The following is a 25,416-nucleotide window of genomic DNA, read 5'->3' on the forward strand; positions in this document are numbered from 1 at the left end:
CCGCGGGACGGCCACCGCTCACCGTGTCGGGAACGCCCGTTCACCGGTGCTGCGACGGACCCGGCGGGCGGGCAAGCTGTTCGCGCACCCATCCGGGATCGGGGTTGACGTGCGGCCGGCCGGCCACCACGACGGTCGGCACGGTCTCGTTGCCGTCAGCGGCGGCCCTCACCGCCGCCGCCCCGGCCGGATCGCCCCAGATGTCCACCCAGTGCAGCTGCCGGGCGCTGCGGCCCAGCCGGATCCGCAGGCGCAGGCAGTACGTGCAGCCGGCCCGCCAGTAGACGATCGGCCGGCCGTCGGCCGCGCTGCGGCACCGTGCCTCCGCCGCCCCCGTCGGCCGCGGGAACACCAGCGGCGAGTGCAGCCCTGCGAGCAGGGCGAACACCACCAGGAGTGCGAACCCGGTACCGGGCGCCCCCCTCACGACCAGCGTGACCGCGAGGAGTGAGCCGGAGACCACGAGCACCATCGACAGGATCCACGTACGTGTCATGGTCACGCAGGGTACCCGGCAGCGCAGCTCCGGCAGGCCGCCCGGCTTCGCTCCTGTGTCCTGCCACGCACCCCGACGGGTGCGGCGCAGAGCCGTTCCGGAGAGAATCAGCGCCACGTGCACGCCCCCCGTGAGAGGAGCCGCCCATGTCCGTCCGCCGGGTCATGCCCGACATCCGGTCGGAAGCCCTGGAGGAGAGCCGGGACTTCTACGCGCTCCTCGGCTTCGAAGAGGTCATGAACCTTGGATGGGTCATGACGCTGGCCTCTCCTTCCCACCCCACGGCGCAAGTCACCTTCATGAGCCACGACAGCACCGCACCGGTCGTGCCCGACATGAGCGTGGAGGTGGACGATGTGGATGCGGCCTATGGGGTGATGCGCGCGAGCGGGGCCGAGATCGTGCGCCCCCTGCAGGAGGAGGAGTGGGGAGTACGCCGGTTCTTCGTCCGTGACCCCGACGGCCGGGTGGTCAACGTGCTGAGCCACCGATGACCCGCGAACGACGGAGAGGGCTGTGTCCGCTTCGGTGGATCGGCACGGGGGCGGCGGCCGGCCGGCGGCAGGTCTTCGTGGATGCCGCCGGCCACTGTCCCCGGCCTTCGGCCGCCGGTCGTCGTGCCCTGCTTCGTCGAGGGGGCAGCGGGCGCTTCCGGCCGACGCCGCCCCTCCTGCCGGCTGCCGCCACGTCGCCGGTGCATGCGACGGGACGGCCCGGGCACCTCGGGACGCCCTACGACGGAGAGACAGCACCACCCGGTGCCGCATGGTCCTCGGGCTTCTGCGGCGGCTCGCTGAGCTGCTCGCGCAGGTAGTTCCATACCACTGCGACCAGCGCGGCGACGGGTACGGCGAGCAGGCTGCCGACGATGCCGGCCAGGCTGCCGCCCAATGTCACCGCCAGCAGGATCACCGCGGCGTGCAGACCGAGCCCACGGCTCTGGATCATGGGCTGGAACACGTTGCCCTCGAGCTGCTGCACCACGATGATGATGGCCAGCACGATCAGCGCGTCGGTCAATCCGTTCGAGACCAGGGCGATGAGAACGGCGACGAAGCCGGCGAACAGGGCGCCCACGATGGGCACGAACGCCGAGACGAAGGTCAGCACCGCCAGAGGAAGCACCAGCGGCACTCCCACGATCCACAGGCCGAGGCCGATGAGGACCGCGTCGAGCAGGCCGACATATGCCTGGGAGCGCACGAACTCGCCCAGGGTCTCCCAACTGCGCGCCGCCACGGCCGGAACATCGGTGGCGAACCGCCCGGGCAGCTGACGTGCGAGCCACGGCAGGAAGCGAGGGCCGTCCTTGAGCATGAAGAACATCAGGAAGATCGCCAGGACGGCGGTGACCACACCGTTGACCACGGTGCTCACCCCGGTGACGACAGTGGTGACCATGCTGCCGACGCTGTCCTGGATGCGGGAGGTCGCCGAATCGAACGCGCCGGTGATCTGATCGTCACCGATGTTGAGGGGCGGTCCGGAGGCCCACTCGCGCAGCTTCTGGATTCCTTCCACCACACCGTCGGTCAGCTCCCCGGACTGAGAGGCCACCGGTACCGCGATCAGCGCTACGACGCCGACGGCGACCAGGAGGAACAGCACCGTCACGACGGAAGCCGCGAGGGCCGGCGGCCACCCGTGCCGGCGCAGGTAACGGGCTGTGGGCCACGTCAGGGTAGTGAGCAACAAGCCGACTATGAGCGGCCAGACGACCGACCACATGTGGCCCAGCAACCACACCGCCACCGCGGTCATGACGAGAACCAGAAGCAATTCGCCCGATACGCGCGCCGAAGCGCGGAGGGCGGCGCGGGACTTGGTGGAGCTCAGGATGACAGCCATGGGGCCACCCTATTGGCCACCGGTCCTGGCTCCGCACCGCTCTCCCCTGCCCGCACGGCCGCGTGACGGGCTCCGGTGTGATGACGGAGACCGGTATGCCGTCGTCCAGCCGCGCGGTGACCCGTCGGGCGGGAGCGGGCAGCACGAGAGGTTCCGGGCTGCCCGCTCCGCGTGGTCAGGGAGGGTCTCCGGAGCAGTCGTCCGACCGGCGGCATCGCTTGGACGCCGGCCTGCACGACGTGCGTTCGGCGAAGGTTCTCACTCCCGCCCGTCCGTCCGACGGTGCGGCGGTGACACTCCCGGGGTCCGGCCGTCGCTCCGCCACGCGCCCGGCGAACGACAACCCCACGGCGGCCACGCGCACCACGACCAGGGCGAGAGCAGCGCGAGGGCCGTGCCGGCCATGCAGCCCAGCTCGCCGGGCCTGCCTGCGGGTCCGTGAACCGCCTTCGGTCCGGCCGGCAGCGCCGGACCGGAGCGGGCACCGGAGCGGGGTACCGGATCAACAGGGCGAACGAGAGGCCGGGACACCACGGGCCGGCGTGCGAGCGGGCGGGGCCGTCAGGGTGTCCCAGTGGACCGTGCGGTCGCACCAGCGGCGCAGGAGTGTGTGGTCGTGCCCCACGGCCAGCAGTCCCGCGCCGGCTGTGGCGCGGTAGTGCTCGATGGCCTCGACGAGCGCGGCCGTGGTCGACGCGTCCAGCATGGCGGTCACCTCGTCGCAGATCAGCCACCGGGGACGAAGGACGAGGGCGCGGGCGAGACAGGCACGTTGCAGCTGGCCGTCACTGACCTCGTGGGGACGCCGGCGCAACAGGTCCGGGGTCAGGCCGAGGGGGGCGGCCAGTTCGGTGACCCGGCCCTCGGCCTCCTCACGCCGGCCGGTGGCACGGAGCGGTTCGGCGATCAGATCGGCGAGCCTCAGGCGGGGGTCGGAGGAGAGCCTGGGCTGCTGGAAGACGACGCCGAAGGCGGTGCGCAGGGCACGCGGCGCGCGGTGGCGCCAGCCAGGGACGGGCCGGCCGTCCAGCACGAGCGTTCCGGAGTCGGGACGGTGCAGCAGGGCCGCGACCCGGGCCAGGGTCGACTTCCCGCAGCCGCTGGGCCCGAGCAGACCGACTGCTTCGCCCGGCTCGACGGTCAGGGAGACATCGCGTACGACGGGGGCCCGGCGGTCGTACCCGGCGGTGACGGCTTGCAGTTCAAGCACGGATGTCCTCCGGCAGGTAGGGGTGGTGGCAGGCGACGGAGTCCGACGTCCTCGGTCGGCGTGTGCAGGCGTCGGTGACCCGCTCGCAGCGGAGGGCGAAGGCGCAGCCGGCGGGCAGGTCCCCGAGCTCGGGCGGCATTCCGGGAATGGGGACGAAGTCCCTGTCGGGGAGCGCCCGGAGCAGACCCCGGCTGTAGGGGTGACGGGGGCCCGGCGCGCCGAAGAAGGCCGCCGCGTCGGCCAGTTCCACGATTCGGCCGGCGTACATGACGGCCACCTTGTCGGCGACGCGTTCAGCCGCTGTCAGGTCGTGGGTGATCATCAGCAGAGCACGTCGTGTGCCGTCGCGGGAGACGGCTCCTGTGCCGGCGGGAGTCTCGACGTGACGGCGCAATTCGTCGACGGTGTGCTCGACCAGGTCGCGGTCCAGTCCTGTCGTCGGTTCGTCGGCCAGCAGCAGAGGGGCATCACCGACGAGCGCGAGGGCGGTGGCGGCACGCTGGGCGAGTCCGCCCGACAGTTCGTGCGGGTAGCGGTCCAGGTGCCCGGCGGGGAACGCGGCCCGCGCGGCGGCTGCTTCGGCGGCGGCACGCACGGTGGTGCGCCCCCGCACGCCGGTCAGCTGGGCGACGGTCTCCTCCACCTGCGAGCGGATGGTGCGTACGGGCGTGAGGTGCGCGGCCGGGCTCTGCGGGATCAGCCCGATCATCCTGCCCCGTACCCTCCGGGCCAGCGTGCGCTCGTCGGCCGCCAGCAGGTCGAGGTCGTCCAGGCGGGCGCGTCCGGCGGTCTGGGCGTTGGCCGGGAGAAGACCGAGGAGGGCGGAGGCCAGGACGGATTTTCCGCATCCGCTTTCGCCGATCAGGGCCAGGCATTCGCCCGCCCCGACGTCGAAGTCCGCGTCGGTGACGGCGGCGACCTGGCGTCCGCCCGGCATGAGGAAGCGTACGGACAGTCCGCGGACCGACAGGACGGGCGGCTGGGGGCGCTGGGTCACAGCATCAGTTCCGATCGGCGGCGAGGGTTGAGACGTTCTCGCCAGGCTCCGGCGATGCCGGCGATGGCGAGGGTGGGAACGATGATGAAGAGGCCGGGGAAGAGCGTCGGCCACCACTGCCCGGCGAGCAGGGAGCCGCGAGCGCTCTGGACGAGTGTGCCCAGGCTCGCGGTGTGGGTGGGCAGTCCGAGCCCGAGGAAGGACAGGGCGGACTCGTGCCACATCGCGTGCGGGATCATCAGCACGGCGGCGAGAGCGGCTTGCGGCAGCACCCCGGGGAGCAGGTGGCGCACCGTCACCCGCCACCGTGACGCCCCGCCGGACACGGCCGCGTCGATGTAGGGGCGGGACCGCAGGGAGAGGACCTCGGCGCGGACTATTCGGGCGGTGGAGAGCCAGTGGGTGAGCGCTACCGAGATGACCACGGGCCAGACCCCCGGACGGAACATGGCGATGATGAAGATGCCCAGCAGCAGGTGCGGTACGGACGAGAAGGTGTCGACGAGACGCATCACGCCTCGGTCGACCCACCCGCCCAGTGCTCCGGCGCACGCTCCGACCGCGGTGCCGATGACTGTCGCCGTGAGGGCGGCTGCCACTCCCACCAGCAGGGACACCCGCAGCCCGTACACACAGCGCAGCAACAGATCGCGGCCGACGTCGTCCGTACCGAACAGGTGCTCCCAGGACGGGGGCAGGAGCTTCGCGGACAGGTCGACGGCCTGCTGGTCGAGCTGGACCACCGGGGGGACGAGCAGGACCGCGAGGGCCGTGACGGCGAGCAGCGTGGCGGAGGTGTACAGGCGGACGGTACGGGTGGACCGGCGGCCGGTGCCGCGTGACCGCCAGACCGGCTCGGCCTCCGTTCCGGCCGTCGTCCCTGGGCCGGTGCCGGTCATGGAGGTCACAGTTCACTCAGCTTCACTCTCGGATCGCACAGGCCGTACAGCAGGTCCGCCAGGAGGTTTCCGGCGAGAACGGCGACGGTGGCGAGGGTGGTCAGGGCGGCGAGGAGGGGGAAGTCGACGGAGGTGGCCGCTTCGACAGTGGCAGCCGCGATTCCCGGCCAGCTGAAGACGCTCTCGACCAGCAGAGCCCCGGTGATGAGTTCAGGGACCCGGGATCCGATGAGGGTGAGCACCGGGAGCAGACCGGAGCGCAGGGCGTGGCCGAGCAGTACGGTGCGTTCGCTCAGCCCCCGGGCGCGGGCGCCGCGCACCGGGTCCTCTGCCAGCGCGTCGCCGACGCCTTGGCGTACGTACAGCGTGAACCAGGGGAGCTGGGCGACGGCGAGCACACCGGCCGGCAGGATCACATGGCTGAGGACCTGCCCGGCGGACACCTGTTCGTCGCCGGTGTCCGTGAGGCCTCCGGCCGGCAACAGGCCCCATTGCAGGGCGAACAGCCAGATGGCCAGCAAGGCGACCCAGAAGACCGGGGCGGCCTCCAGCGAGTACGCGAGCGAGGTGACCGTCCGGTCGAACCACGATCCGGGGCGGCGTGCCGCGAGCACCCCGGCGAGGGTGCCCACGAGCACCGCGACACCGAAGGCGACCGCGCACAGCAGGGCCGACCACACGAGTCGTTCGCCGATCACTTCGGCGACCGGCTGCCGCATGACGCTGGAGTCGCCGAGGTCGCCGCCGGCAGCCCGGGTCAGCCAGTCCCACCAGCGCACGGCGAACGGCTCGTCGACGCCCAGGTTGGCACGGAGCCGGTCCAGAGTCTCCTGGCCGGCGCCGAGGGCCGCGGTGCCGCCGTAGGCCTTGACGGGGTCGAACGGGGAGGCGGCGGCGACGGCGAACACGCCGAAGGTGACCACGAACAGGACGGGGACGGCGTACAGGGCCCGCCGCCCGGCCAGTCGCGCCATCGCGCCCCAGGGCAGCGGTGTCATCCCTTCGGCTTCCAGTCCTCGACGTTCCACCACGGACCGCTGGCGAAGCCGTGCTCATGCGGTTCGGTCTGCGTGGTCAGCCCGTCCCAGCGGTCGGCGAGCACGTACAGATGATCGATGTGGGTGAGGAAGGTGTAGCCGGGGTCCTTGAGGAGTTCTCGCTGCACGGTGTCGTAGGCGGCCTTACGGGCCTCCTGGCCCTGGGTGCGGCGGCCGGTGTCCAGCGCCTGGTCCACGGCTGGGTTGTCGTAACGGCCCATGTTGTTGAACCCATCACCGGCAAGGGTGGAGTGCAGCATGGTGTAGAGCCCGAAGTCGGGGTCGCCGGTGCTCCCGAAGCCCGCGAGAACGGCGTCGTCCTTCATGCGCGGCTCGATGACCTCCCAGGTGGCGCTCTCGACGGTGACGTCGATGCCGACCTTCTTGGCATCGGACGCGTAGGCGAGGGCATGGTCCTGGCGGACCTTGTCACCCGAGGGGTGGAGCAGGGTGAAACCGGCGCGGCGGCCGTCCCTGGTCCGGATGCCGTCCGCCCCCGCCGTCCAGCCCGCGTCGTCGAGGACGGCCTCGGCCCTTCCGGGATCGTGGGCGCGTTCGACTTCCGGCGCGAACCAGGGGTCGTCGACCGGTACGGGACCGTAGGCGGGGCGGCCCGCGCCGTCCAGGATCTTGTCGACCATGGTCCCACGGTCCACGGCCAGGTCCAGGGCCTGCCGGATCGCGCGGTCACCGGTGACCTCACCCGCCGTGGGCAGGGTGACGGTGCGGTTGTCGTAGGAGGTCGCCCTGTACGTCTTCCTGGAGTCGTCGTCCTTGAAGGTGGCGACGAGGTTGGGCGGGAGTATCGCCCCGTCGAGGTCCCCGGAGCGCAGCCGGGTGGCGCGCACGTCGTCGTCCTGGACGATCGCCATGGTGAGCGTCTTCACCTCGGGTGCTCCACCCCAGTACCCGGGGTTGGCCTTGAAGGTCAGCTTCTCGCCCTTGCGCCAGGAGGACAGGACGTACGGGCCGGTGCCGACCGGTTCAGTGTTGAAGGAGCCCGTGTTGGGGTCCTGCTCCGCAGCGATGTGTTCGGGGACGATCGGCAGCACCGTGCGCCCGGCGAAGGGCGCGTACGGGTAGCTGAGGTGGAAGACGACCTTGTCCTCGCCTTCCGCCCTCACGTCCTTGACCGCATCCAGTTCGCTCCGGGCCGTGCTGTTCGTCTTCTCGTCGAGGACTGTGCGGTAGGTGAAGACCACGTCGGCGGGGCTGAGCGGCTCGCCGTCACTGAACTCCACCCCCTCACGCAGCGTGTAGGTGTACACGAGTCCGTCGGCGCTGATCTCGGGCATCGACGAGGCGAGCGCCGGTATCAGTTCCATGTCGGCGTTCCGGGCGAGCAGGCCGTCGAAGAGCTTCGAGTTGCCGTCCTTGCCGTAGCCGAGCAGCGGGCTGAGCGTCTCCGGTTCCGAGGCCACTCCGATCACGACCGAGTCGCCGGAGTTCTCGTTCCCCGCACCCCTCCCCGGTGCCGAGCACGCGGCAACCGTCATGCCCAGCACCACCGCGACAGCCGCGGCACCTCGTATCTGTCGGCTCGTCATACCTCACGCCTCTCCTGCACCTTTCAAGTTGTTGCATATTAATTGCAAAAAACGTGAGGGGTAAGGGGTTCCCCGGGCGGTCCGGAAGACATCGCCCCGGCACCACCGCAACCCGGCGTCCCCCTGGCGTGCGACTTCACGCTCCCACCGCAGTCCTGACCGCCGACGCCGCCGGGGTGAAGACCGGTATCGCATCCTCACACCGCCCGCCTCGTCACCGGCGAGTTCACGAAGGACGAGCCGTCGGCCGGAACGGTCGACCGGATCCACGCGGGGACCACACCCCCGGCCCACGGCGGCCCGTCCTTCCCGCACCGCGCCCTTCGACGCGGTACACGCCGGTCCCGGCACCAGGAGGTGCGACCGCCCGGGAACGGCTCGCGGCATTTGAAGGAGTAAAGCGTCCGACCTGGAGCGATACTGACCAAATCGGGTCATGTGGCGGATTTCATATGGGTTGTCATGATGGAACATGGTGCGCCCGGTAAAAGGGGCAGAGGTGCACAACACCCCGCACAGGACGACCGAGGAGGAACGTTGAGTGACTTCAACGGTGCGAACCGTCCGGACAACGACACAGCAGCGGCTGTGAAGCAGACCGCACAGGACAAAGCCGGCGAGGGCATCGGGCTGGTGAGTGGGAAGGCGACCGATGCCGCCGGCACCGCGAAGGAACGTGCGGGCGACGTTGCAGGCGAAGCTTCCGCCCGGGCCCGGGACGTCGCGGGTGAGCTACGTGATCAACTGCAGGACCAGGCGCGGACACAGACCCAGCGCCTTGCACAGAACGTCCGTCGGCTGGCCGACGAGCTGGGCGACATGGGGGAAAGCGGCAAGGAGGGCTCACCGGCCACCAACGCGGTGAAACAGATGTCCGACCGCGGCCGCAGCGTGGCGGCCAGGCTGGAGGACCGGGGGCCGCAAGGACTCGTCAGCGACCTCCAGGACTTCGCACGCCGTCGTCCCGGTGTCTTCCTGGCGGGTGCCGCGCTGGCCGGTTTCGCGACGGCTCGTCTGGGAAAGGGCGTCAAGTCCGCGAGTACCGGCACGACTTCCTCCGCGTCCCGCGGAACGGGCCGGTCAGCGGCGGAAGCCGGCGAGCCCGGCCTGCCCGCAGCGATCACCGATGATCGGTTCTACGACGCGCCGGAGCCTCCGGACTCCTACGGACGGCAGCAGCCCACGCCGTCCTACGGAGGACCGGTTTCGCCGTCCGGTCCGCTCCCGGTCACGGATCCGTACCCCAACCCCGACCCGCGACAGCTGTAAGGGGGTCGACTCGTGGCCATCTCTTCTTCGCAGAACGCCACCGCCCGGCACGGCACCGTCCCGTCCGGCTCCACCCAGGCCCCGCCCGCGGACCCGTCCGTCGGAGAACTGGTCGGTGAGATCAGCGACGATCTCACCCGGCTCGTACGCAGCGAGATCGACCTGGCAAAAGCCGAGATCAAGCAGGAGGCGACAAGAGCGGGCAAAGCCGCGGGCATGCTCGCGGGTTCCGGATACGCCGGACATCTGGTGCTGTTGATGGGCAGCCTGGCCGCGATCTTCGGATTGGCGCACCTGGTCGGTCTCGCCTGGGCCGCGCTCATCATGACCGTGGTCTGGGCGCTGGTGGGCGCTGTCCTCTTCCTGGCCGGTCGCACACGCATGCGCGCGGTGCAGATGAAGCCCGAACGGACCGTGGAAACGCTCAAGGAGGATGCCCGATGGGCACGGAACCGGACGAACTGAAGGCTGAAGTGGAAGACACCCGGGCACGGTTGGCGCACGACGTCGACCGCCTCGCGGACAGGGTGACACCGGGGAGGGTGGCCCGGCGCAAGGCTGACGCCACGCACCACCGGCTGACCAGCTTCAAGGAGCGTGTCATGGGCACTGCCGACGAGACCGGCGCACAGGCAGGGCAGAAGGCCCGTGATCTCGCGGAGAGCGCGGGTGACGCCGCCGGGCAGGCCGGGGACACCGTCAAACGCACGGCCGGTCAGGTCGGCCAGTCCGTGCGCGAGACCCCCGGCCAGGTGACCAGACAGACGCAGGGAAGCCCTCTCGCCGCCGGAGTCATCGCCTTCGGCGCCGGAATGCTGGCTGCCGCGCTCCTCCCGGCTTCCGAGGCCGAGGAGCGGATCGGCGTCCAGCTCCGCGAGCACTCCGACGAACTGCTCCAGTCGGCCAAGCAGAAGGCGCAGGAAGCGGCACAGGACCTCAGGGAGGGAATGCGCGAACCGGCGACGGAAGCCGTGGAGTCGGTGAAGAGCACGGCGCAGGACGCGGCCGAAGCCACCAAGCAGCAGGCTCGGGACTCCGGGAAGGAGGCTGCCACCGGCCTGCGCGAGGTCGGCCGGGACGCCGCCCGGGAGGCGCGGGAACGGCGAACCTGACTCATCACCGCTCAGGTCGGGGTTCCGGTTGCCGAGCCGTCAGCCGAAGGCCCGGCCCGCCCCGCGCGCCACTTGTCCGCGACGGCGCCCGCTGCCGGTCCGTCCTGCTCTTCCCGCCCACCGGTGCGCGGCAGGTGCCGGCTCAGCGGTCACGCGAACCCGTCAGGGGGTGCAGGGCCGGGCTGCCGCCCGGGGGACCTGAGGCGTCAGGGCCGGCAGGCGCCAGGGCCGGCCCGGGGCCGGGCACCGAGGACACCGGGGCCGGTTCGGTGAAGTAGTCGGCGTCCCTGGGGCGGGCACGCGCCGGTCCCGACGGACGCGGGGCGGGTTCCAGGTGAGGGATGTGCTTGGAGCAGTGCACGTAGGCCTCGTGGAGGTCGATGAGCGTCCACAGCACGGGGTGCCGCCCGGGAGCGGTGTCGGTGGGTGTCCAGGGGTGGGCGGCGCGCATCTCCTGGTCGCTGACGAGCCGGGCGGAGCCGTTGACGTGCAGTCCTATGTGGTCGCGGGTGAAGTCCATGAAGAGCAGACCGATGTGCGGGTTCTCGGCGATGTTGCCGGCGCTCGCCAGAACGCCGTTCCCGCGGTACTCGGGGTAGGCCAGGGTGCGGTCGTCCAGCACCGTGATGAACCCGGGAGGGCCGGCACGGAAGGTGGCGTCGCAGTGGCCCCGGGCGTCGGCGGTGGAGAGGAAGACCATCGACTGGCGGCGGATGAAGTCACGCATGGCCGCGGTGAGGTGCGGGTGGACCTGCCGGTCGTAGAAGGCGTCGGCGCGTTCACCGGTGCCCAGGTGGGTCTGCAGCAGGCGCTCTCCCCGCGAGGGGGTGGCGTCGTGGCGGGTCACAGCTGGTCGATCTCCTGACCGGGTCGGTGCGGCGTGAGGGGGGCGGTGAGAACAGGTGTGTCGAGCGGGTCGTGGTGGATGTGGGCGAGGGGAGTGCCCTGGCGCAGGAGGGTGCGCACGGCTGTGGTGACCATGTCGGGCGGACCGCACAGGAAGGCTTCGTGCCGGTCCCAGGGACCGAACTCGTGCAGCACCTGTGGGAGCGTCCCCTGCTGACCGGGAATGTTCTCGTGGGAGACGGCCGCCCGGACGGACAACCAGTGATGGCGTTGTGCCAGACGCAGCATGTCGTCGAGGCCGTACAGTTCCTGGGCGGTGCGGGCTCCGACGAACAGGTCGGCACGGTGGCGCATTCCGGAGGCCGCCGCGTCCTCGATCAGCGCGCGGATCGGCGCGAGACCGGTCCCGCCGGCCACCAGCAGCAGGTCACGGTCGCCTGCCGCGGCAAGGGTCATCTCGCCCTGCGGTGGACCGAGCCGCACCCTGTGCCCCGGGGCGGCGTGGTGGACCAGCGCGTTGCTGACCCGGCCCTGGTGAACGGCCCGGACGTGGAACGTCAGTGTGTGGTCCGTGCGCGGCGGGTGGGAGGGGGAGTAATGCCGCCAGGCACGGGGGTACCAGGGGGTCTCCATGCTCACGTACTGCCCGGCGACGTAGCGGTAGGGCAGGTCGGGCTGCACGGTGATCTCGGCGATGCCGTGACTGCGGTATTCATGGCGGATGATCTGCGCGTCCCAGGAAGCCGGTCGCAGGCGGGTGTCATCGGCGGCGGCCGCGATCATCACCTGGGCGGCGATGGTGTAGGCGCGGGTCCAGGCGGCGGCGACCTCGTGGTTCCACGCGGCTCCCGCGTAACGGTCCAGGGAGGCCACCAGGCATTCGCCCACTGCCGGGTAGTGGGCTTCCAGAGCCCCGAACTTACGGTGGTCCCGGCCCAGCCGGGAGCAGAACTCCACGAGGTTGTCGACGTCGTCGACGAGATCGATGATGCGCAGCAGCCCGCGCAGCAACCGGTCACGCTGAACGTCCATGTTCTCCGGGAACAGCCCCCGCACCTCGGGATAGCGGGCGAAGAGGACGGCATAGAAGTAGACGGTCATCTCCGTGGCCTGCGGCGCCACCACCGCCAGGCTCGTACGGACCAGGGAGATCTCCCGGTCCGTCAGCGGGGCGGCCGTCATGGCCGCCCCCCGAGGAGCACGGAGCGGGGGCGCGCCCTCACCCGGCGAGCGGAGACGGCCAGGGGGATAACAGGTGTCGCACACGGTGGGGAGGTCACCAGGCGTACCGGATGTGCTGGCAAGTAAAAATTCGCAATCTCGGAAGGACGTTCCATGGAGCTCGGATACAGAACAGCGAAAGTGTGATCAGCGGACGAGTCATTGTGCACATAGGGCGACAGGACCGAAGCCACCCCCTGGGGGCAGCGTCCCGTTGCCGAATCAGTGCGACGCGCCGGAGAACGGCAGCTTGTGACCGGTCCGTCCTGGTACGAGTGCCCAGGTCAGGGCGGGTCACCCAGGCTTCCGGGGAGTCCGGGACCGCCTCTTCGCGCGCTGGACAGCCGGGACGTGAGCACGATGGGGAGATTCGGTAAGTGAATCCGCACGGTTGGGTGAACGCGCGACAAGAGCTGATCAGGGCTTCTCGTCCGGAGGCACACTCATCGCCAGGAGGGCGGTGTCATCGTCGAGCCCCTCACCGAAGGAGTCGAGGAGCGCGATGAGAGCTTCGACGGCACCGGGCGCCGAGGTGGGGGCGAGTCCACGAGCGAAGTCCAGGAGTGCTTCGTCGCCGTAGCGTCCACCCGCGTCCTGGGTACGGGCCTCGGTCAGGCCGTCGGTGTAGAGCAGCAGGGTGTCACCGGGCTCCAGCCTCAAGGTGACGGTGGCGAACTGCGCGTCCGCCACGACTCCGACCAGTTGGCCGCCTGGCGTGGGCAGATGGTCGGCGCTGCCGTCGGCACGCAGGAGTACGGCCGGGGGGTGGCCACCGCCGGCCAGGACGGCCCGGAATCCCGCGTCGTTCTCCTCGGGTGTGAGCAGGCCGAAGATCACAGTGCAGAAGCGCGGTTCGTCTTCCTCGAACTGCTGGGTGAGCGCGGTGTTGAGGTTGGCCAGAACCGTGGCCGGCACAGGGTCGGAGACCGCTGCGGCTCGCAGGGTGTACCGCGCCAACGAGGTCACCACGGCCGCGCCCGCGCCCTTGCCTCGCACGTCCCCCATGAAGAACCCCCAGCGTCCGGAGGCCAGCGGGAACAGGTCGTAGAAGTCCCCTCCCACCTCGTCGGAGGATGCGAAGTGGTAGTGCGCGGCGACCTCCAGGCCCGGGACCGGTTCGAGAGCCGGCGGGATCAGGGTGCGCTGCAGGGTCGTGGCGAGGCGCTGCAGACGTTCGCGGTCGCGCTCGGCCTCCTGCCGGGCTCGCAGGAGTTCGCGCTCGTAGGTACGCCTGTCGCTGGCGTCCAGGAGGCTGGTCCGGATCAGCAGTGGTTCACCGTCGGTGTCCTGCTTGACGGTGGAGGTCACCAGGACGGGCAGCCGGCTGCCGTCCGCGGCCTTGAGTTCCAGTGCGATGCCGCTGACCTCGCCCTGCATCCGCAACAGCGGTGAGAAGTGCGTCTCGTGGTAAAGCCTGCCGCCGACGGTCAGCAGGTCGGAGAAGCGCTTGTGGCCGACCAGTTCCTCGCGGTGGTAACCGAGCCATTTCAACAGGGTTCCGTTGACCTTGGCGATCCGTCCGTCCATCAGTGTGGAGAGGTAGCCGCACGGCGCGTTCTCGTACAGGTCCTCCACGCTGTCCTCCGGCAGGTCGGAGAACGGCAGCTGCTTCTGGTCACGGTCCCCCTCCGGCCGCGGCCCACTGGTCCCACCGCCACCCGGGTACACCGTCACGTCTCCTGCACGAAGACGATGACCGCCTCGGCCGCCTCCTCGATGACGCTCGGCCGGGGGCATCCGAAACCATGGGCGGACATGACGAACGGGCTGCTCTCCCGGCCGGTCTCCCGCACCCCGTGCCTCTTGCCCACATCCATAAGAACATCCTGACACCCCCTGCGCCTGACGTCCTGGTCTGTCCGCTGAACGCCACCCACCAGCGTGGATCATGACGGGTGACCATCGAGGTGCGGGTGTGCCGGAGGACCGTGCCCACCTCGCCCCGCATCCGTGGACAGCATCGGCTCAGGTCCGGCCCGGGGGTGTCCGGTTCGGGATTCCGGTCCAGGAGCCTCGCCTTCGCCACGGTCCGGACATGGCGCCGTATCGCCGTGGCCGCGGCTTCGCCGCACTGCTCCTCGATCGCGTCGAGGAACGGCGCGGTGCTGGGCCAGGGAGCGATGGTGCCGCCGCAGGGATGCGTGCCTGCTCCCGGCGACCCGGTCCGCGACGGACTCCAATGAATTCGGCGAGCCACACGCTGCGGGGGCACGGTGGCGTGGAAGCTTCGGCCGGCGTGGTGGACGCGCTGACCCCGTCGGCCGCGCCGTTCCTCGCACGGGGGCGACCGGAGCGGTCGGAAGGATCGCGGCACCGGCGGTGTCGGCGATCCTGGTGGACGTCAGCTCCTTCCCGGTCAGTGGCACGCTGTTCCCGCCGCGGCACCGGGACGGTGACCGGGAACGTTTCTCCAGCCAGTGGATGGTGCCGGCAGCGGCGTGGCTCGTCCTGGCGGTGCCAGGCGTGGGCTGCCTCCCGCCGCGCCCCTGGCCGATGTCCGAGCTTGCGCGGCCAAGTCTTTGAAGCCGGTACGGGAATCGTCCGGGACCGCTGCTCCGGCGCCGCCGGGCAGAAGTTCCGCCACCAGGGCCCGCCATCGGACCGAAGGGTGCAGGCACGACCGCCTCGATGCCATGGCGTTCCGCCCGCAGGCGGGTGCCCGCGCGCCGTGACGTCCTCGCCGAGGGACCGTGGGAGACCGAGGCCGAGAAGGACCGGTCTTTCGAGAGGGGATACCGGGCGCGGCCCGAGTGGCAGCGGGCCGAGGCCAGGTGGCGTACCGCTCCCGAAGCACGGCCGGCACCAGATTTTCCTTGCCGGAGTAATGGAATCAGATCACGCCACCGGCATTTCCCGAGCGATCACTTATGTCATTGACGCCCGTTCTCGCATATCCCCGTTCGACAAATAGATGTGCTGCTGATTCCAGTAGCACCCTGCAGCTCCCCGAGCCCTTTTCTGCACTTGAGTTCCTTCCTCATTCAAATGTACTAACGCCGGGGCCGGAGATCCCAGGGCCTTCCCGCAGAGGATGTGGTCGCATCGCGCGAAGATCTTATTATTCGCCGCCCATGTACGGACGGGAGGTCGCTCACGGGTCCTTCCGCCCGACCTGCAGAAATGTTTCACGGAACGAAAGGACGACACTCCGCACAGCGGTGCGACGACCAGGAAGCGCCGTTCACCTGGGACCACTGATCGACTCCACGGCTCCGCGCCTTCTCGCTCAGCACTACGCGCAAGCCCAGGCCGCCTGCGGCTCGGGAATTTCCATGCACTCGAATTGGTGATTGCGGAAATAGGAGTGGCCAAATTAACGTAACGGTCACGATGTTTTCGGCCCCTGCCGAAACGGCGATCCATGTCCGCCACGGCGCGCTCAGCGACGTGCCCACGGTCGCAGCAGTCATACGAAATCGTTCGTCCCTCGTATTTTCGCGAGTGAATCACGCGTTTCGCCACCCTCCTGCATCCGTGCACCGAACCGGTCTGCGCAGCCACCGAGAACAGAACGGCAGCCACATGACAGCCCGTAACATCCTCTCGTGGTCCCCCACCGCCATCGTCTTCGACTGCGACGGGACTCTGATGGACACAGAACGACACTGGCAGGAGGCCCGGAACATCACCTTCCGGACTTTCGGCCTCAAGCCGCCGGCCGGGTTCGCCGAGCGCGCCAAGGGTGTGCACTACACCGAGTGCGGTGCGCTCATGGCCCTGGAGACCGGGAAACCGGACCTCGCGCACGACCTGGCCGACACGCTCCTCACCACCTTCACCGCGCTGGTCGACCAGGACCCCGTGACGATGCCGGGGGCCGCCGCGCTGGTCCAGCTGGCCGCTCGCCACATCCCTCTCGCGGTGGCGAGCAACTGCCCGCGGGACATGGTGGAATCGTGCCTCGACCGGGCCGGGCTCCTCAGTTCGTTCAGCCATGTCGTGGTCGCCGGCGAGGGCGTACGGCCGAAACCTGAGCCCGACGTCTACCAGGAGGCTGTCCGCCTCTGCGGCGTTCCCCCCGAGAGGGCTCTGGCGGTGGAGGACTCTCTCACCGGCATGGAGTCGGCCCGCAGGGCGGGCCTCCGCGTCCTCGGTCTGGGACCGTGCCCGCCGGGTCTGCAGGCGCAGCAGGCCGATCTGTGGGTCACGAGCCTCGCGGACCAGGATCTGGTGTGGTGGGCGCGTAGCCGGATCGGCGCGTAGGGCGGTCCGGCAACGGCCGGCGTACGGACCACGCAGAGCCGTTCGATGTCACTCAGCAGTGGCCCCGTCGGCCGGCGGAGGCGCGGGGACGCCGGCCCCCACCACACGGGAACCGCATGGACAGGTCGTTCCGGCGGCCGGTCAGCCGGTGGCCAGATGAGGAGCCAGGGCGTGCACGGTGCCTGCGGCGGACGAGAAGAACAGGGCGACGCCCACCGCGCCCGGGTCCGGGATGCCCGTCGCACGCTCACCGAGATAGCTGGCCCGGCCCATGCGTGCCGACAGGGACGCGGTGTCCCGCACCCCCCGCCATGCACCGTCCGCCGCCGCGACCAGGGCGGTCGCGGGCGGCGTACCCACCGCCGCCCGCAACGCGGTGGCGGCCGGAGTCAAGGCGTCGACCAGCGTCTTGTCCCCGGGTGAGGCGCCACCCACACGGCGGATGGCCGCCAGGCCCTGAGCGGTGCCGTCGGCGAGCGCGGCTCCCGTAAGGTCCGGCCCGCACCCTGCGGCGGCCCTGCTCAGCGCCTGGAACAGCAGACCGAACAGGGGGCCGCTGGTCCCACCGATCTCGTCGAGGAAGGCGGTGGCCAGGATGCCCAGAGTCTCCCCCGGCCCGGCCGTTCCGTCCGTCCGGTCGAGCAGGAGCCCGGCGGCCCGGACACCAGCGGCGAGATTGATCCCGAAGTCACCGTCCCCCGCCTGCTGGTCGAGCGCGGTCAGTTCGGCCTCGGTGGCGTATACCGATTCGGTGAACCGACGCACCCAGTCCCGGGTCCGCATGCCGTCGAACGCGTCAGCCGTCATGAGGACATCCTCCTGTTCTTCCGTCACGAGCCGTCCGGCGCCCGCCCCCCGGCCGCTCACCATCGCAGCGCCGGAGTGCGGACCGGTGCGTCGTAGAAGTCCAGCGTGGCACGGTCGGCGACCATGAGGGTCAAGGAGAAGCCCCGCATGTCGAGTGCCGTGACGTAGTTGCCGACGAGGTGCCGGGCGAGCCGTGTCCGCCGGGCGTCGAGAACGCGGCCCAGCTCGCCGAAGATGCCGTACAACTCGAGCGAGGTGACCGAGCCGAGACCGTTGACCAGTGCGATGACCGGATCTTCCGGACCGGGGCGCAGGGCGTCCAACAGAGCACCCGTCATGTCCTCCACGAGCGCGCCCACCCGCCCCTGAGCCCTGGTGCGATCGGCGCGCTCGCCGTGGATACCGACTCCGTACTCCAGTTCCCCGGGCAGCAGCTCGAATGCCGGTTCACCGGTGCCTGGTGCGTGGTGGGCGGCGGAGGCGGCGGCGAGCGTCCGGCAACGGCCTGCCAGCACAGTGCCGAGCTCCACCAGCCCTTCGAGGCCCATTCCGGTGTCCGCCGCGCCACCCAGGACCTTCTCCACCAGCACGGTGGCACCCGTGCCGCGGCGCCCGGCAGCGATCGTCCCGGAATCGGAAGCGAGGTCGTCGTCGACGAGGACCCGTGCGCAGGGGACTCCCGCGTCGGTAAGCCGCTCGGCCGCGATACCGAAGTTGATGCGGTCCCCCGTGTAGTTCTTCACTATGTGCAGCACGCCTTCCGGACCTGCCACCGAGCGGGAGGCCCGGAAGATCTGCCGGTTGTGCGGTGAGGCGAAGACCCTTCCCGGACAGGCGGCGTCGAGCATGCCCGCGCCGACGTATCCGGCGTGCAGGGGTTCGTGCCCGGAGCCTCCACCGGAGAGGAGGGCCACCCTCCTCGCCGGCGACGGGTGCCTGGCAGTGAAGAACCCGTCGACGGGGTCGTGCGCCATGAGGTCTGCGTGGGCACGGGCGAAGCCGGCCAGTGCGTCGGGGACGAGTTCACCGGTTCCGTTCTCAAAATACGTGGCCATACGCCGCACCCTTTCCGTCCCGGCCGCGAGGCCGGGCGAGTCGGCCTCCGGACGAGACTTCCATGGTGGGGGTGACCGAGCGCAGGCGGCAACTCGCGCAACGTGTCGGCCAGGCGCTCCGGCGTCCGTCCGGACCGGCCCGCACGCCGGAACCTTCCTGGCCGGCCTGGCCGGCCGGCGCTGCGCCTTCGGCGTCACGACCGCGCCGACCTTGGCCGTGATCGTCCGGTTCGTGACGGTCGTACCCGACTTCCCGGGACGGACCGAACGGCGCAGACGCCGTTGCGGCGAGCCGTGGCGCTGCCCGGAGTGATCCCGGTCGGGGCCGCCGCCCCGTACTTCGTGCCCCTGTGCCTGCCCCTGAGCGCCGCCGTCCGCGTCGTAGACGCGGCTTTCGCGCAGGTCCTCGAAGCCTGGCACAGCCGTTACCGGTTCCCGCACCCGCTGGACACCTCGATCCGGACCACCTGCACACGGCCGGCCGGCCAAGTCCGTCGACCGGGCACCATGGGCACTGGTGAGCGGCCTGCGGGAACAACCGACGTGCTGTCGGGGCCCACGACGCCGCCCGGGCAGCCGTCCGGTCCACGACGCCGGTCCGCTCGGACAGCCGTACGCTCCCGGACTGATCCCCTTCCGTGGAGGACTCGATGCGGCGAGGGCGCCGGTCCGGCATGACGAGACCGCAAAGGGCGCAGTCCCCGCTGTCGCCCTCGCCCCGGCCGGGAAGTCCTCCGGGCCTGGGGGACCGCGCGGCCGGGCCCGGACTCCCGCGGGGAACGGCTGCCGCGTGCCGCCGTCTCCCTGCCCGTACGGCGACCCGGCTCCCGCGCGGCGGGAAGGGGACTCGCCGAGAATCCGAACAGCGGTGAGGCGGCGAACCCGGGCTCCGGGGAGGGGCGCGCACTTCTACATCGGAATGCGCTGCGCCCGGGCGTACTGGTGGATCAGTTCGCCGCCGATCTCCGAAGCCAGCGCGGCGGTGATGCCGGACAGGTCCTGGGGCGGAGACACCCCCATCACCTCGAACCCGACCGGGCACAGGTCTCCGACGCAGCGCAACAACCCGAGAACCTCCCGTGAGGTGAGCCCGCCCGGCACCCGGGTGCCGGCACCGGGAGCGAAGGCCGGATCGGCGACGTCGACGGCCACCGAGACGTAGACGGGCCGGCGGCCGATCCGGTGCCGGACGACTTCGGCGGCACCTCGGACGCCCAGCCGGCCGAACCGGCCGACATCCAGCATCACCCCTCCCTGGGCGCGGCCGGAGGCGCCGCGCAAGCCGATCCGGACCACCGCGGAGGGGTCGACGAGGCGCTCCTCGATCGCCCGGCACAGGAAATCTTCCTGAGGGTGCGGACCCACAGGGTCCGCGGCCAGGCGGAGAAAGGCGACAGGACCGTGCCTCTCGGCCACCGCGCGCAGTGCCGCCACGGTCAGCGACCGGCCACCGCCGAGCAGCAGCACGGCGGCATTGCCTGCGAGCAGGCGGGACAGACGCGTGTACAGAACCTCGGGCACGGTCCCCGAGCCGCAGGGCGTCAGGTCGATGTCCCCGCCGTCCACACAGTCGACGAGGTCGAAGGTGCCTGGACCGCAGTCCGCGCCGGGAACGTGTGCGAGAGCCGACGCCTCCCGGACGGCATCCGGCCCCAGACGCATGCCGGGACACCGGCCAGACTCGTCGTACGGCAGGCCGAGAACCACGAGGTCACGGGCCGTGGGGTCCCGCTCGAACGGCAGTCGCAGGAAGGTGGGGGGCCGCGCGCGGGAGCGCGCGGGCGAGGCGATGCGCTCCACGGCCGGAGTTTCCTCCCGGGTTCGACGAGCTGTCGGCCGTGGGCGGACGGACCACCCGGTAACGGCCTCCGGCCACTGTGCCCCGGACTGCTCTCACCCCTCTCTCCCCCGCGTGACGGCCAGGGACCGGACCGCTGCAGTCGTACGGGCGAGGAGGCTTCGCCCATTCCGTGCCCTCCGCCCCACGACACGCCCGCCGGCCGGCCGGCCGGGAACCATCCCCGTCGCGGACGGTAATGTCTCCGTGACTCGCGGTGTCCGACACGTATGGGGAGACGATGGCGCAGAGGTGTACGGGCCTGAGGGGCCCGCAGGCGGCACCGGAGGCCGCTGTCATCGGTGCGGGGCCCGCCGCACCACCACCTGCGGACCGTCGGCGCGGCCCTGCTCCCGTCCGTGTCCAGCTGCGCTGGCTCGGCGTCAGCGGGTGGGAGATCGTGATCGGCCGAGGGCACCGCAGGCGGAGCATCCTGTTCGACCCCTACCTGAGCAGAATGCCCTTCACGGATGCCCAGGGCGTCACGGAACACGGCATCCCGCTGCGCCTCGACCACGGGGCGGTCGAGGCGGTCGCGTCACGGCATCTCACCGGCGCCCCCGAACTGGTCCTGGTGAGCCACGGGCACTTCGACCACATGGCCGACGTCCCGCAGCTTCTCGCCCGGCCGGAGTGGCGGCAGTCACCCATCCGGGTGCTGTGCGACGCGACGGTGTGCAGCCTGCTCGCGGCCATGGGCACTCCACCGCGGCGGCTCGCGGACGCCGTCCTGGTCGAGGGCGGGGAACACCTCCAGTTCGACGGGTACACGGTCGAGGTCTTCCGCAGCCTGCACAGCCGACGCCCCGACTACGGCTACTTCGCCCCCGGCCACCGGCCGGCTCCGCCGTCGGCGCCCTCGGTCCTGGGTGACCTCGTCGAGGGGAACACTCTCGCCTACCAGGTGTCCGTCCAGGGCGGGCCGTCGATCCTGCTCATGGGGGCGAGCAACTTCGCCGCCCGGGAGATCGCCGGGATCCGCCCGGACGTGGCCGCGGTGCCGATGACCACGACCGCAACGGTCCACCGCTACCCCGAGCGGCTCCTCACAGTCACCGGAAACCCGCAGGTGCTGATTCCCTGTCACCATGACGACATGGTCACACCGCTGACCGGCCCGCCGGACCTCCTGGCGGCCGCCACCTCCGAATCGTCCGTACGGGAACTGGCGGCGGCGGCCGGCCCCGGCTCACGTGTCGTGGCCCCGCGACACCTGGAGGGCATGGACCTCACCGCTCTCCTCACCTGATCGGGGTGCCGTCCGCCGGCGTGCCGTACAGGTCCAGGTAGGAAGGGAAGAGGCCGCCGCGGGTGTCGGTGGTGCGGGCGGCCAGCGCCGCGTGCACCACGGCCCGGGAGACCACGTCGGCCCCCGTCGCGAGGATCTCGTTGACCGCCATCACCTCGGTGTGCGCCCGCCAGCCGGCACGGTCCGCGGTGCCGTCCCCCCCACCGGTGGTCAGAGGCAGCCGGCCGGTCGCCAGTGCGAACACGGTGTCCCCATCGGTCAGCAGGTGCACCGGCCGGATCGCGCGGGCCAGACCGTCGTGCGCGGTGCCCGCCAGCTTCTGTGCCTGTGCTCGGGTGAGGGCGGCGTCGGTCGCCACGACGGCCAGGGTCGTGTTCAGCTGCCGTACCTCGTCGGCCTGCCGCCGGCGGCTCTCCTCGCGCGCGGCGGCCAGACGTTCCTGTGCTCGGGCGTGTACCTCGGCGTCCGGGCACGGGGAACGCAGCCCGTGGGCCCGGAACTCGTCGCCCACCGCCGTCCAGGCTCCGTACAGCGCACCGGTGGCCGGGTCCAGGAGCGAACCGGAAGCGTTGACCGCGACCAGGGCCGCGACCGTCACCCCGGACGGCAGGACGACGCTCGCCGTGCCGACGCCCCCCTTCATGCCACCGGCCACCGCTCCCGTGCCGGCTCCCGCACAGCCCTGGAGGACGGGCCCGCCCTCGCCACCACGGGCCGCCTCCACGACGGCCTCCCGCCCCAGCGCCGCCCCAGGCCGGGCCTTCCAGAGACCGCCGCGCCCCAGGTCGAACAGGGCTGCGGCGGGCACGACCGGCACCACCTGAGCTGAACCGGCGCCCACCCGGAAACCGCGGCCCCGCTCCTCCAGCCAGGCCGCCGCACCGGCCGCAGCGTCGAGGCCGAAGGCACTGCCACCGGTCAGCACCACCGCGTCGATCCGTGCCACCAGGTTGCGCGGATCCAAGGCGTCGGTCTCCCTGGTCCCCGGCCCGCCGCCGCGTACGTCGACCGCCGCGACCACCCCGTCCTCGGGAGCGAGGACCGCGGTGACACCGGTCAGCCAGCCGTCACCGGTGCGCGCGGCGTGCCCGACCCGGATCCCGGCCACGTCCGTCAACGCGTTCCGTGGTCCGGTGCGCGGTGCCGGCGCGGGTGTCCGCATCCCGTTCATCGACTGCCCTCAGCTCTCTCGCCTGTCTCGGCGGCACCGGTTCGCACCGCCGTCCCGCCCGTATGATCCTCCTCGGCCGCCGGACAAGGACAGTGATACCCGCCCTCTTCCGGCGGAGTCCGGCGTTCCCTACTCTTGTCGCCCGTGGCTGACGACCAGACGTACAGACCCGGCGCCGCCGTGCCGCCCTGGCTGGCCGGCCTGAGCCGGAAGGCGCCGGGGAACCTGTCGCCGGAGCTGACGCGGTACGCGGGCCCGGTGCCCGCCCACGCACGGGGCTCCGCCGTCCTGGCGCTCTTCGGCACCGGCGACCAGGGCCCCGATCTGCTCCTCCTGCGGCGTTCCGGGACCCTGCGGGACCACCCCGGCCAGGTGTGCTTCCCGGGGGGCTCCGCCGCCCCTGGTGACGGCGGCCCCGTGCGCACCGCGCTGCGCGAGGCACGGGAGGAGACCGGGGTGAACCCTTCGGAGGTCCGGATCGCCGGCACGCTGGCCCCGCTGAACCTCGCGCACAGCGGCTTCTCGGTCGTTCCGGTGCTCGGCTGGTGGGGTGCCGGCGGCCGGATCGCCGCAGACGGCGAGGAGATCGTGTCCGCCCACCGGGTGCCCCTGGCGGACCTCGCCGACCCCGGGGCGCGGCTGCTCATCCGGGTGGCCGACAGCCATCTGAGCCCCGCGTTCCTGGCCCGGAACCTGTTCGTGTGGGGATTCACCGCCGCCCTGACCGCCTGGCTGCTGCGGGTCGGCGGCTGGGAGCGGCCCTGGGACGCCGGCCGGGTCGAAGACCTGTCCGACGCGCGGCACCGCTACGGAGGCGGCCCGCCCCCCTGAACCGTGCGCGCGGCGTCGGTCCTCGTGCCGGAGACCGGGACGGCCCGCCGCAGTGCCCGTTCCCGCTGCCCCGCGCGGAAACCGTCGACCGGCCCCGAGGACGAGCGCAACAGGGCCAGGTACTCGCGCGTCTCCACCGCGACGGCCTCTTCGACGGTCCGGCCGAGGCCGTCCATCACCGCCGCCTTCAGATGCCGCAGGCAGGCGCCCGGGACATCGGCCAGCGTGCGGGCGAACAGGGCGGTCTCCTCCCGGAGCCGGTCCCGCGGGACCGCGCGCAGCGCGAGCCCCTTGTCGACGGCCTCAGCCGCCGACAGCCACCGGCCGGTCATCAGCAGTTCCATCGCCGGCTGCAGGCCGATCTTCCGGACGGTGCGGTGGGTGGCGCCGGCACCCGGCATGTGACCGTACGGGGTGTGCACGTCGCCGATCCGGGCCTCCTCGGCGATCAGCACGAAGTCGCAGGCCACCACCATCTCGAAGCCGCCGGCCCGTGCCTTGGCCTGCACCATGGCGATCGTCGGCACCGGCATGCGTTCCAGGGCGAAGACCACCCGGTTCAGGCGTTCCAGGTAGGCGGCGAAGAGATCGGAGTCGGCCTCCTCGCCGTCCAGGACCTCGGTGAGGAAACCGAGGTCGCTGCCGATGCAGAAGGCCCGGTCACCGGCACCGGTGAGGACGAGCACCCGGCTGGAGCCGTCCTCGGCGACACGGGCGAAGGCGTCCAGCAGTTCGTGATGCATCTGTTCGGTGGCGGCGTTGAGCCGCTCGGGCCGGTTGAGCGTGACCCAGGCGATCCCGTCGGCCCGGTCCAGCAGGATCGTCTCGTACGCCGGGTCCCCCCGCTCCGCCTGGGTCACCGGGCGAGGTCCGCCGCGAGCGGGACCCCGGTCATCGCCTCGCCGCGCACGGACACGTCGGCCCGGACGAAGACCAGGGCGTAGGCGCGGCGGGGGCCGTCGGTGAGGTTCGGCCCTGAACCGTGCAGGACGTTGGCGTGGTGGACCAGTGCGCTGCCCGCGGGCACCGGGTATGCCACGGGTTCCTGCTCGCTGCGTGCCTCCACCAGGACGGCGCCTTCCTCCGGCCGGGTGTGTTCCACCCGGCCCCAGCGGTGGCTGCCGAGGACGTAGTGGACGCAGCCGTTCTCCGGCGTGGCGTCGTCCAGGGCCATCCACACGGTGACCGCCTCGGGCGGGGTGAGGTGCCAGTAACGGTTGTCCTGGTGCAGGACGAGACGGCTGCGGTCGCCCTTGCCGGCCTGCTTGTAGAAGGAGTGGTCACGGAACAGGCGCACCGGTCCGCCGAGCAGGCGTTCCACCCGCCGGTAGAGGTCGGAACGGCGGACCTGGGCTTCGCAGGCGGGGTCGGACTGCCACAGGTTCACCTTCTGCAGCAGGGCCAGGTCCAGCGGTCTGCCCCTCCGCTCCGACAGGTCCCGGACCCCCTCGGCAGGCCGGCCGCCGTCGAAGAAGGCCCGCTCCACGCTTCCCCGGAGGTCTGTCACCTGCTCGGGGGTCAGCACGTGGTCCCAGCGGACCACTCCGTCGCGCCGGAAGACCTCGATCTCACCGGCCGCCCGGTCCGTCGCGGTCGTCGGCTCCACCGCACCGGCGGGCAAGTGGGAAGCGGTCATGACACTCCTCGGGAAGGGAGGGGCCGGGCAGTCGTGTGCGGCAGGAGAGCCGGCCGGGCCGGCCCGGGGTCTTCCCGCCGGACTCCGCAGCGATGCTGCCACAGGGCCGGCCTCCGGCCCATAGGCCGAGACGGCATCGCTCCGA

Annotated in this window: 25 protein-coding genes; 7 read left to right on the top strand and 18 right to left on the bottom strand. The window is 71.3% G+C overall.

The genetic code is table 11. The features are described from left to right. Window positions 1–40: 40 nt before the first annotated feature. Window positions 41–496 carry a glutaredoxin domain-containing protein gene (locus tag ACF1FZ_RS11255; protein ID WP_391773107.1) on the bottom strand — a complete coding sequence of 152 codons (456 nt, stop codon included), beginning with the start codon at window positions 494–496 and terminating at the stop codon, window positions 41–43. A 146-nt stretch (window positions 497–642) separates the two neighbouring features. Here ACF1FZ_RS11255 and ACF1FZ_RS11260 point away from each other — a divergent pair, with 146 nt between their 5' ends. After that, window positions 643–990 (top strand): VOC family protein, encoded by a 348-nt coding sequence (locus ACF1FZ_RS11260; RefSeq protein ID WP_391773108.1) that lies wholly within the window; start codon window positions 643–645, stop codon window positions 988–990. A gap of 238 nt (window positions 991–1,228) precedes the next feature. Here the strand turns inward: ACF1FZ_RS11260 and ACF1FZ_RS11265 are convergent, their stop codons facing one another. The 6 genes from ACF1FZ_RS11265 to ACF1FZ_RS11290 form a co-directional block, all read right to left on the bottom strand. Continuing rightward, on the bottom strand, window positions 1,229–2,344 hold the full coding sequence (locus ACF1FZ_RS11265) for an AI-2E family transporter (RefSeq protein WP_391773109.1): 1,116 nt from the start codon (window positions 2,342–2,344) through the stop codon (window positions 1,229–1,231). 502 nt (window positions 2,345–2,846) lie between these two features. Continuing rightward, complete coding sequence (locus ACF1FZ_RS11270) at window positions 2,847–3,554, bottom strand: ABC transporter ATP-binding protein (protein WP_391773110.1); 708 nt, start codon at window positions 3,552–3,554, stop codon at window positions 2,847–2,849. Beyond that, a complete protein-coding gene (locus tag ACF1FZ_RS11275) occupies window positions 3,547–4,491 on the bottom strand; it encodes an ABC transporter ATP-binding protein (RefSeq protein WP_391773260.1) in 945 nt (314 codons plus the stop codon). Before ACF1FZ_RS11275 ends, ACF1FZ_RS11270 begins: the two co-directional genes overlap by 8 nt. Before the next feature lie 56 nt (window positions 4,492–4,547). Then, window positions 4,548–5,450 (bottom strand): ABC transporter permease, encoded by a 903-nt coding sequence (locus ACF1FZ_RS11280; RefSeq protein ID WP_391773111.1) that lies wholly within the window; start codon window positions 5,448–5,450, stop codon window positions 4,548–4,550. Between the two features lie 5 nt (window positions 5,451–5,455). Continuing rightward, entirely contained in the window at window positions 5,456–6,424 is a 969-nt protein-coding gene (locus tag ACF1FZ_RS11285; RefSeq protein ID WP_391773261.1) for an ABC transporter permease, read from the bottom strand. Window positions 6,425–6,444: 20 nt separating this feature from the next. Beyond that, complete coding sequence (locus ACF1FZ_RS11290) at window positions 6,445–8,034, bottom strand: ABC transporter substrate-binding protein (protein ID WP_391773112.1); 1,590 nt, start codon at window positions 8,032–8,034, stop codon at window positions 6,445–6,447. A gap of 537 nt (window positions 8,035–8,571) precedes the next feature. On the opposite strand from ACF1FZ_RS11290, the gene ACF1FZ_RS11295 reads away from it, so the two are divergent. Genes ACF1FZ_RS11295 through ACF1FZ_RS11305 form a run of 3 tightly spaced genes read left to right on the top strand, consistent with a single transcriptional unit; the run spans window position 8,572 to window position 10,415 of the window. Then, on the top strand, window positions 8,572–9,303 hold the full coding sequence (locus ACF1FZ_RS11295; protein ID WP_391773113.1) for a hypothetical protein: 732 nt from the start codon (window positions 8,572–8,574) through the stop codon (window positions 9,301–9,303). A 12-nt stretch (window positions 9,304–9,315) separates the two neighbouring features. Continuing rightward, on the top strand, window positions 9,316–9,768 hold the full coding sequence (locus ACF1FZ_RS11300) for a phage holin family protein (RefSeq protein WP_391773114.1): 453 nt from the start codon (window positions 9,316–9,318) through the stop codon (window positions 9,766–9,768). After that, window positions 9,744–10,415 (top strand): DUF3618 domain-containing protein, encoded by a 672-nt coding sequence (locus ACF1FZ_RS11305; RefSeq protein WP_391773115.1) that lies wholly within the window; start codon window positions 9,744–9,746, stop codon window positions 10,413–10,415. Before ACF1FZ_RS11300 ends, ACF1FZ_RS11305 begins: the two co-directional genes overlap by 25 nt. 142 nt (window positions 10,416–10,557) lie before the next feature. Here ACF1FZ_RS11305 and ACF1FZ_RS11310 read toward each other — a convergent pair whose 3' ends face one another. The 5 genes from ACF1FZ_RS11310 to ACF1FZ_RS11330 form a co-directional block, all read right to left on the bottom strand. Then, window positions 10,558–11,262: a pyridoxamine 5'-phosphate oxidase family protein gene (locus ACF1FZ_RS11310; protein ID WP_391773116.1), complete on the bottom strand. Its 705-nt coding sequence runs from the start codon at window positions 11,260–11,262 to the stop codon at window positions 10,558–10,560. After that, on the bottom strand, window positions 11,259–12,443 hold the full coding sequence (locus ACF1FZ_RS11315; protein ID WP_391773117.1) for a globin domain-containing protein: 1,185 nt from the start codon (window positions 12,441–12,443) through the stop codon (window positions 11,259–11,261). Before ACF1FZ_RS11315 ends, ACF1FZ_RS11310 begins: the two co-directional genes overlap by 4 nt. A gap of 456 nt (window positions 12,444–12,899) precedes the next feature. Next, on the bottom strand, window positions 12,900–14,156 hold the full coding sequence (locus tag ACF1FZ_RS11320; RefSeq protein ID WP_391773118.1) for a PP2C family protein-serine/threonine phosphatase: 1,257 nt from the start codon (window positions 14,154–14,156) through the stop codon (window positions 12,900–12,902). Further along, window positions 14,153–14,299 carry a hypothetical protein gene (locus ACF1FZ_RS11325; protein WP_391773119.1) on the bottom strand — a complete coding sequence of 49 codons (147 nt, stop codon included), beginning with the start codon at window positions 14,297–14,299 and terminating at the stop codon, window positions 14,153–14,155. The genes ACF1FZ_RS11320 and ACF1FZ_RS11325 overlap by 4 nt, the downstream gene beginning before the upstream one ends. Before the next feature lie 1,013 nt (window positions 14,300–15,312). Continuing rightward, window positions 15,313–15,417, bottom strand: a complete 105-nt coding sequence (locus tag ACF1FZ_RS11330; RefSeq protein ID WP_391773120.1) for a TetR family transcriptional regulator — start codon at window positions 15,415–15,417, stop codon at window positions 15,313–15,315. Window positions 15,418–16,004: 587 nt separating this feature from the next. Here ACF1FZ_RS11330 and ACF1FZ_RS11335 point away from each other — a divergent pair. Beyond that, window positions 16,005–16,685, top strand: a complete 681-nt coding sequence (locus tag ACF1FZ_RS11335) for an HAD family hydrolase (protein ID WP_391773121.1) — start codon at window positions 16,005–16,007, stop codon at window positions 16,683–16,685. Window positions 16,686–16,826: 141 nt separating this feature from the next. Here the strand turns inward: ACF1FZ_RS11335 and dhaL are convergent, their stop codons facing one another. The 3 genes from dhaL to ACF1FZ_RS11350 form a co-directional block, all read right to left on the bottom strand. Continuing rightward, window positions 16,827–17,492 carry a dihydroxyacetone kinase subunit DhaL gene (gene dhaL, locus ACF1FZ_RS11340; protein ID WP_391773122.1) on the bottom strand — a complete coding sequence of 222 codons (666 nt, stop codon included), beginning with the start codon at window positions 17,490–17,492 and terminating at the stop codon, window positions 16,827–16,829. Window positions 17,493–17,548: 56 nt separating this feature from the next. After that, a complete protein-coding gene (locus tag ACF1FZ_RS11345) occupies window positions 17,549–18,547 on the bottom strand; it encodes a dihydroxyacetone kinase subunit DhaK (RefSeq protein ID WP_391773123.1) in 999 nt (332 codons plus the stop codon). A gap of 909 nt (window positions 18,548–19,456) precedes the next feature. Continuing rightward, window positions 19,457–20,347 carry an arginase family protein gene (locus ACF1FZ_RS11350; protein ID WP_391773124.1) on the bottom strand — a complete coding sequence of 297 codons (891 nt, stop codon included), beginning with the start codon at window positions 20,345–20,347 and terminating at the stop codon, window positions 19,457–19,459. A gap of 254 nt (window positions 20,348–20,601) precedes the next feature. On the opposite strand from ACF1FZ_RS11350, the gene ACF1FZ_RS11355 reads away from it, so the two are divergent. Next, window positions 20,602–21,633, top strand: coding sequence for an MBL fold metallo-hydrolase (locus tag ACF1FZ_RS11355; protein WP_391773125.1), 1,032 nt, complete (start codon window positions 20,602–20,604; stop codon window positions 21,631–21,633). On the opposite strand, the gene ACF1FZ_RS11360 is transcribed toward ACF1FZ_RS11355, so the two are convergent. After that, the gene (locus ACF1FZ_RS11360) at window positions 21,626–22,804 is read right to left on the bottom strand and encodes a P1 family peptidase (RefSeq protein ID WP_391773126.1); all 1,179 of its coding nucleotides are present in this window, start codon (window positions 22,802–22,804) and stop codon (window positions 21,626–21,628) included. The two genes, ACF1FZ_RS11355 and ACF1FZ_RS11360, sit on opposite strands and share 8 nt — an antisense overlap. Window positions 22,805–22,948: 144 nt before the next feature. Here ACF1FZ_RS11360 and ACF1FZ_RS11365 point away from each other — a divergent pair, with 144 nt between their 5' ends. Further along, a complete protein-coding gene (locus tag ACF1FZ_RS11365) occupies window positions 22,949–23,635 on the top strand; it encodes an NUDIX hydrolase (protein ID WP_391773127.1) in 687 nt (228 codons plus the stop codon). On the opposite strand, the gene ACF1FZ_RS11370 is transcribed toward ACF1FZ_RS11365, so the two are convergent. Together ACF1FZ_RS11370 and ACF1FZ_RS11375 are read right to left on the bottom strand one after the other, a co-directional pair. After that, the gene (locus ACF1FZ_RS11370; RefSeq protein WP_391773128.1) at window positions 23,611–24,495 is read right to left on the bottom strand and encodes an enoyl-CoA hydratase/isomerase family protein; all 885 of its coding nucleotides are present in this window, start codon (window positions 24,493–24,495) and stop codon (window positions 23,611–23,613) included. The two genes, ACF1FZ_RS11365 and ACF1FZ_RS11370, sit on opposite strands and share 25 nt — an antisense overlap. Continuing rightward, a complete protein-coding gene (locus ACF1FZ_RS11375) occupies window positions 24,492–25,271 on the bottom strand; it encodes a phytanoyl-CoA dioxygenase family protein (protein WP_391773129.1) in 780 nt (259 codons plus the stop codon). The genes ACF1FZ_RS11370 and ACF1FZ_RS11375 overlap by 4 nt, the downstream gene beginning before the upstream one ends. Window positions 25,272–25,416 lie beyond the last annotated feature (145 nt).

The sequence above is a fragment of the Streptomyces sp. NPDC014623 genome, assembly GCF_043088245.1.
Lineage (GTDB): Bacteria > Actinomycetota > Actinomycetes > Streptomycetales > Streptomycetaceae > Streptomyces.

What these genes read in the sequence shown, in the direction of transcription:
- ACF1FZ_RS11275 (WP_391773260.1), bottom strand. Translation starts at nt 4,491, where the DNA reads ATGCCGGGCGGACGCCAGGTCGCCGCCGTCACCGACGCGGACTTCGAC.
- dhaL (WP_391773122.1), bottom strand. Translation starts at nt 17,492, where the DNA reads ATGACGGCTGACGCGTTCGACGGCATGCGGACCCGGGACTGGGTGCGT.
- ACF1FZ_RS11265 (WP_391773109.1), bottom strand. Translation starts at nt 2,344, where the DNA reads ATGGCTGTCATCCTGAGCTCCACCAAGTCCCGCGCCGCCCTCCGCGCT.
- ACF1FZ_RS11360 (WP_391773126.1), bottom strand. Translation starts at nt 22,804, where the DNA reads ATGAACGGGATGCGGACACCCGCGCCGGCACCGCGCACCGGACCACGG.
- ACF1FZ_RS11280 (WP_391773111.1), bottom strand. Translation starts at nt 5,450, where the DNA reads ATGACCGGCACCGGCCCAGGGACGACGGCCGGAACGGAGGCCGAGCCG.
- ACF1FZ_RS11260 (WP_391773108.1), top strand. Translation starts at nt 643, where the DNA reads ATGTCCGTCCGCCGGGTCATGCCCGACATCCGGTCGGAAGCCCTGGAG.
- ACF1FZ_RS11325 (WP_391773119.1), bottom strand. Translation starts at nt 14,299, where the DNA reads ATGGATGTGGGCAAGAGGCACGGGGTGCGGGAGACCGGCCGGGAGAGC.
- ACF1FZ_RS11285 (WP_391773261.1), bottom strand. Translation starts at nt 6,424, where the DNA reads ATGGCGCGACTGGCCGGGCGGCGGGCCCTGTACGCCGTCCCCGTCCTG.
- ACF1FZ_RS11335 (WP_391773121.1), top strand. Translation starts at nt 16,005, where the DNA reads ATGACAGCCCGTAACATCCTCTCGTGGTCCCCCACCGCCATCGTCTTC.
- ACF1FZ_RS11290 (WP_391773112.1), bottom strand. Translation starts at nt 8,034, where the DNA reads ATGACGAGCCGACAGATACGAGGTGCCGCGGCTGTCGCGGTGGTGCTG.
- ACF1FZ_RS11305 (WP_391773115.1), top strand. Translation starts at nt 9,744, where the DNA reads ATGGGCACGGAACCGGACGAACTGAAGGCTGAAGTGGAAGACACCCGG.
- ACF1FZ_RS11345 (WP_391773123.1), bottom strand. Translation starts at nt 18,547, where the DNA reads ATGGCCACGTATTTTGAGAACGGAACCGGTGAACTCGTCCCCGACGCA.
- ACF1FZ_RS11255 (WP_391773107.1), bottom strand. Translation starts at nt 496, where the DNA reads ATGACACGTACGTGGATCCTGTCGATGGTGCTCGTGGTCTCCGGCTCA.
- ACF1FZ_RS11315 (WP_391773117.1), bottom strand. Translation starts at nt 12,443, where the DNA reads ATGACGGCCGCCCCGCTGACGGACCGGGAGATCTCCCTGGTCCGTACG.
- ACF1FZ_RS11375 (WP_391773129.1), bottom strand. Translation starts at nt 25,271, where the DNA reads ATGACCGCTTCCCACTTGCCCGCCGGTGCGGTGGAGCCGACGACCGCG.